The sequence below is a fragment of the Streptomyces sp. NPDC059866 genome (genome assembly GCF_042731325.1).
Lineage (GTDB): Bacteria > Actinomycetota > Actinomycetes > Streptomycetales > Streptomycetaceae > Streptomyces > Streptomyces flavusporus.
Map to the genome: position 1 here is coordinate 1 of NZ_JBHWJT010000104.1, position 5,197 is coordinate 5,197.

Consider the following 5,197-nt stretch of genomic DNA (forward strand, 5'->3'; position numbering starts at 1 on the left):
TCCCGCCCCACACCCAGGGTGACCAGGTAACGCGCCAACCGATTGGCACGCGCCTCCAACTCGGCATACGTCAACGCAACCTCACCGCACCGCACGGCCATGACTCCCGGCGACAGCACCCCACGCTGCGCGAACGACTCAGGCACCAACACACCCGGCAGCGCCGTCGCGGTGTCGTTCCAGCCCACCGTCACCCGCGACCGCTCACCGTCCTCCAGGACATCCACGTGGCCCACCCGGGTCTCCGGGTCGGTCACCAGTCGCTCCAGGACCCGTACGAACCGCTGTCCCACCTCGTCGGCCTGCTGCTGGTCGTACACGTCCGGTCGGTAGGAGATCCGGGCCTGCAGGCGGTCGGTCACCAGGACGCCGAGCGTCAGTGGGTAGTTGGTCGCCTGTTGTCCCGCCGAGGCGGAGAAGGCCGGCAGGCCGGGAGCAGGGCGGCCCGCATCGGGCGTCGGATAGTTCTCGAACACGACGAGGGTGTCGAAGACCGCCCCCGGTCCCGCGGTCTTCTGGATCTCGGCCAGACCGAGGTGCTGGTGGGCGATCAGCCGCGACTGCCGTTCCTGGAGCCGCGCCAGCATCTCGACGACCGGCTGGGCGCCGTCCAGCGACACCCGTACGGGCAGGGTGTTGATGAGCAGGCCGACCATCGACTCGACGCCGGGCAACTCGGCGGGGCGGCCGGCGACGGTGGCGCCGAACACGACGTCGGTACGCCGTGCAAGCCGCGCCAGTACCAGCGCCCACGCGCCCTGCACCATGGTGTTCACGGTCAGGCCGTGCGTGCGGGCCCGGTCGGCCAGCGCCCGGGTGGTTTCCGGGGGAAGTTCCACGTAGCTCTCCGCCGAGAGGACCGGCTCGCCTCCGCGATCCGACGGTGCCACGAGGGTGGGTTCGTCGAGGCCGGCGAGTTCGGTGCGCCAGGCGGCGCGGGCGGCCTCCTTGTCCTGGCGGTTCAGCCACGCCAGGTACTCCCCGTAGGACGCGACGCGCCCCAGGCCGGAGGCATCGCCGCCTGCCTCGTACACGGCCGAGAGTTCGCCGAGCAGGACCGGCATCGACCAGCCGTCCATGAGGAGGTGGTGGGAGGTGACGATGAGGCGGTGCCGATGCTCGCCGAGTCGGATCAGCAGGAGTCGGAGCAGGGGCGGGACCGTGAGGTCCATGCGTTCCGCGCGCTCCTGTGCGGCCAGTTTCTCCGCCTGCGCCAAGAGGTCGGGCTCCGCCAGGTCCGACAGGTCGACTTCGCGCCAGGGCAGCCCCGCGTTCCTGGTGATGAGCTGCACGGCCTGGCCGTTCTTGCGGCGCTGGAAGCTCGCCCGCAGCGCCGCGTGCCGGCGCAGCAGCGCCTGCCAGGAGGCGCGTAAGCGGTCGGCGTCCAGCGGTCCGTCGACGGCCAGGTCGAATTGCACGGCGTAGGGGTCGGGGCCGTCGTCGTCGAAGGCGGAGTGGAACAGCAGCCCCTGCTGCAGGGGTGACAGCGGCCACATTTCCGCCAGGGCGGAGCCCTGCGCAGCGATTGAAGACGTCACCGGGACAGCCCTTCCTCCAGGTTTGCTGCTATGGCTTCGAATTGCTCGATCTCGTCCTGTTCGAGGTCCAGGAGGCCGAAGTCGGACGGGGTGTGTCCGCCGGCGGTCGGCTCGGCCGTGTGGGCCGCCAGGCCGCCGAGCATGCGCACCCATGTCTGTCCCAGCCGTTCCACGTCGTCCTCGTCGAGCAGTCGGACGGGCCAGTTGAGCGTGACGGAGAGTTCGGGTCCGGCGGGGGTGTCCCGGACGACCGCGAGTCCTTCCAGGGCGTGCATCGCCGGCAGGCTGGGGTCGGCCGAGCCTCCGACCGCCGCTTCGCCGGCCAGCTGCCAGGCGTTGACCGTGCCTGTCGCTGCGGCTGCGGTGAACCTGCCGAGGTAGTTGAAGCCGACCTGGGGTGCGGGGGCGGCGTGCAGGGTCGGTGCGGTGTCGGGGTTGAGGTGGCTCAGCAGTTCGTAGCCGAGGCCGTCCCCGGGCGTCGTCCGCGTCTGTTCCTTGACCGTCTTCAGCAAGTGGCCGGCGGCCGGGCCGCCCGTGGCGGCGTCCTCGAGTTCGCTGTCCGTGAGGTCGAGCCGGACCGGGCGTGCGCTGGTGAACCAGCCGACCGTGCGTGCCAGGTCGACGCCGTCGAGCGGTTCGCGGCCGTGCCCCTCGACGGCCACGAGGAGCGTACGGGTGGCCGTCTCCCTCCGCCACTGCACGACGGCGGCCGCCAGTCCGGCGAGCAGCACCTCGTGGACGCCGCAGTGGAACGCGGCCGGCATCTGGTCCACGAGGACGGCCGCCTCCTGGGCCGGGACCGTCCAGGAGCGGCGCCGCAGGGTGGCGGCGGTGTCCGCGGCGGGGTCGAGGGCGCGACCGCCCAGTGGTGCTTCCGGTTCGCCCAACAGGGCCTGCCACGCGGGGAGTTCTGCGACGCGTTCGGAGGAGAGAGCCTGCTCGGAGAGCAGGTGCGACCAGCGGCGGAAGGAGGTGGCCACCGGGTCCAGCACCGGTTCGCGTCCGTCGGCGACCGCTTCGCAGGCCGTCTGGAGGTCCGGCAGCAGCACACGCCATGACACACCGTCCACGACCAGGTGATGCGCCACCACCACCAGCCGGCCCACCGCGTCCGGGCCGGCATCCACCCACACCGCTCGCACCATGACGCCCGCGGCTGGATCCAGCCGGCCCGCGGCTTCCCGGGCCGCCTGTCCGGCGAGGGTGTCCAGATCCTCCGGTCCCGCCTCCAGCCTCGACACCAGCGGCGCCGCATCCACCGAGCCCGGCTCGCCCACCACGAACCTGGGCTCATCCGGCACCGCCCGTGCCCGCAGCATGTCATGCGTGTCCAGTACGGCGGCCAGACCGGCCGTCAGCACCTCCAGCGCCAACCCGGCGGGGGCGCCGACGGTCATCCACTGTGCGAAGCGGACACCGGCGGCCTGAGGCCCGAACGCCCGCATCACGGGTGTCCACGCGACGTCGCCCACGCCCATGTCGGGTACGGCGCCGGAACGTTCCTCCGTCCCGGCCGCCGCGGCGACCGCCGCGAGTCGTTCCGGCGTCTTCTCCTCGAAAACCTGGCGTGGTGTGAGCACCAGTCCGGCCCGGCGGGCCCGCGAGACCAGTTGCATGGAGCTGATGGAGTCGCCGCCGAGTTCGAAGAAGCCGTCCTCGACTCCGACCTGTTCCAGGCCCAGCATCTCGGCGAACAGGTCACACAGGATGCGTTCGGTGTCCGTGCGGGGCTCGCGGAAGGTGGTCCGGCCGGTCGTCGCGCCGGTGAAGTCGGGTGCGGGCAGGGCAGCACGGTCCACTTTGCCGTTCGCGGTGCGTGGCAACGCGTCGAGGACGACCACCGCCGCGGGCACCATGTATTCCGGCAGCAGATCGGCGACCGTGTCCCGTACCGTACGGCCGTCCACGCTGTGTTCGTCGCCGGCCACGTATCCGACCAACCGGCGGTCTCCGGGGCGGACCTCCCCGATGATCACCGCGGCCTGGCGTACGCCGGGGAAGCTCGTGAGCGCGGTTTCGATCTCGCCGGGTTCGATGCGGTGGCCGCGGATCTTCATCTGGTCGTCGGCGCGGCCGACGAAGACCAGCTCGCCGTCGCCGGTCCACCGCACCACGTCCCCGGTGCGGTACATGCGCTCCCCATCTGCGTACGGGCACGCCACGAACCGTTCGGCCGACAGCCCCGCCCGCCCCAGGTAGCCCCGGGCGAGCCCGGCACCGGCCACGTACAGCTCGCCCGCCACCCCGACCGGTACCGGCCGCAGGCCCTCGTCCAGGACGTAGACCCGGGTGTTGGCCACGGGACGGCCGATGGGCAGCGGACCGTGGTGGTCGCCGATGCGGCCGGCAGTGGAGATGACCGTCGCCTCGGTGATGCCGTACTGGTGGTACATGGCGCGGTCGGCGGACCACTGCCGGCGCAATTCCGCGGGAAGCGCCTCGCCGCCGGTGATCAGCACGCGCAGGTCGGGCAGCCGGTCGTACGGCATCTGGGCCAGGAACGTCGGGGGTATCGCCGCGTGGGTGATGCGCCGGGTGCGCACCAGGTCCGTCAGTTCGTCCCCGGACAGAGCCAGCCTCGACGGGGCCAGGACGAGTCGGCCGCCCGCGCACAGCACCGGCCAGATGTCGGCCATGGCGACGTCGAAGCTCGGTGAAACGAGTTGCAGTACGCGGGCATCCGCGTCCAGGGCGTATCGCCGTGTGTTCTCGACGACGAGGTTCCGCAGGCCGTGATGGGGCACCGCGACACCCTTGGGGCGTCCCGTCGAACCGGAGGTGTGGATGACGTAGGCGGCGTTTTCTCCCCGCAGCGGGTGCGGCCGCTCGTCGTCGCGGATGGGACCGCCGGGGTATCCGGCCAGCGTTGCGGCCTCGGCGGGGTCGTCGGTCACGACTACGCGGCCCGCGTACCCCTCGGGTATGACGTCCCGGGTGTGCGCGACGCACACCACGACGGCCGGGGCGGAGTCCCTGAGCAGGTATTCCGTCCGGTCCGCCGGGTAGTCGGCGTCGACGGGCACGTAGACGCCGCCCGACATCGCCACGGCGAGGAGCGCGACGGCCATCGCCGCCGACCGCTCCACCACGACCGCCACACGGGACTCCGGGCCCACTCCGGCATCGAGGAGATACCGCGCGAGCCGACCGGCCTCGGCGGCCAACTCGCCGTAGGTCAGTGACCGTTCGGCCGACTCGATCGCAACCGTGTCCGGGGAGTGCCGCGCCCGGCGGGTGAAGAGGTCGGGCACGAGTGCGTCGGGCGTGGTCGTCGCGGTGTCGTTCCAGTCCGTGGTCAGGCGGGTCCGCTCGTCGTCGGTCAGGACGTCGATGTCGCTGAGCCTCAGGCCGGGATCGTCGGCGACCTGCTCCAGCACGCGCGCCAGACGCTGCGCCAGCGCCTGGACGGTTCCTTCGTCGAACAGGTCCGTGGCGTACAGGATGTCGCCGGTGAGACCGGCCGGAGCGCCGTTCTGGTCACGCTTCTCCGTCAGGGACACCGACAGGTCGAGCCTGGCTGCGGCCTCCCGCAGGAGTGTCGCGGGGCGTACGTGTACGCCGGGGAGGTTCCATTGGGGTTCGGGGACGTTCTGCAGGGCGAGCATGACCTGGAACAGCGGGTTGCGGGACAGCGAGCGGACCGGGTTGAGCTCCTCCAC

Annotated in this window: 2 protein-coding genes; both read right to left on the reverse strand. The window is 71.8% G+C overall.

The annotated features are described in order from the left end of the window. A partial coding sequence (locus ACFV7R_RS46645) for a condensation domain-containing protein (protein ID WP_385276790.1) occupies nt 1-1,538 on the reverse strand: 1,538 nt, incomplete at its 3' end. Continuing rightward, nucleotides 1,535-5,197 (reverse strand): amino acid adenylation domain-containing protein (locus tag ACFV7R_RS46650; RefSeq protein WP_385276793.1); only part of this gene is annotated, 3,663 nt, incomplete at its 5' end. The genes ACFV7R_RS46645 and ACFV7R_RS46650, both read right to left, overlap by 4 nt.